At 77.9% G+C, this 570-nt stretch carries 1 protein-coding gene; it reads left to right on the plus strand.

Translation table 11 applies throughout. The features are described from left to right. Positions 1–88 precede the first annotated feature (88 nt). A partial coding sequence (locus G3I53_RS25875; protein ID WP_203617432.1) for an SRPBCC family protein occupies positions 89–570 on the plus strand: 482 nt, incomplete at its 3' end.

The raw sequence follows: 570 nt of genomic DNA on the forward strand, positions 1-570 counted from the left end.
CCCGCCGGCGCCGGCCCGTGCCCCGACGCGCCGCGACTTCGCGCGGACGGGGGTGCAGCCCGGCGTCCCCTGGGTAGGCTCGGCACTCATGGAGCACGAGGTGTTCGTTCCGGTTCCGGTCGATCGGCTCAGAGCAGTGCTGGACGACCCCGCGCGGGTCGCCCGGGCGGTGCCCGGGCTCCAGCACGACGCCGGTGCGGAACCGGTCGCCGGCCGGCTGAAGGTCCGTATCGGCAGTCACTCCGTCACCTACCGCGGCGCGGTGCGCGTCACCGGGCGGGACGACGGGTCCTACGAGCTGGAGGGCGACGCGGCGGAGACCCGCGGCACCGGCTCGGTGAAACTGGCCCTGCGGCTGAGGCTGCGGGAGGCCGAGGGCGGCGCCACGCTCACCGCCGACGGCACGGCGAGCGCCGACGGCCGGATCACCGGCCTCCCGCAGGACGCGGTGACCGCGGCGGTGACCCGGCTGCTGACCCGGTTCGCGGACAACCTGGCCACGGCCGCCCGCGAGGACGCGAGCCCGGCACCGGACGCGACCCCGGACCCGGCACCGGACGCGCCGCCGGC

The sequence above is a fragment of the Streptomyces sp. SID14436 genome, assembly GCF_010548465.1.
Taxonomy (GTDB): Bacteria; Actinomycetota; Actinomycetes; order Streptomycetales; family Streptomycetaceae; genus Streptomyces.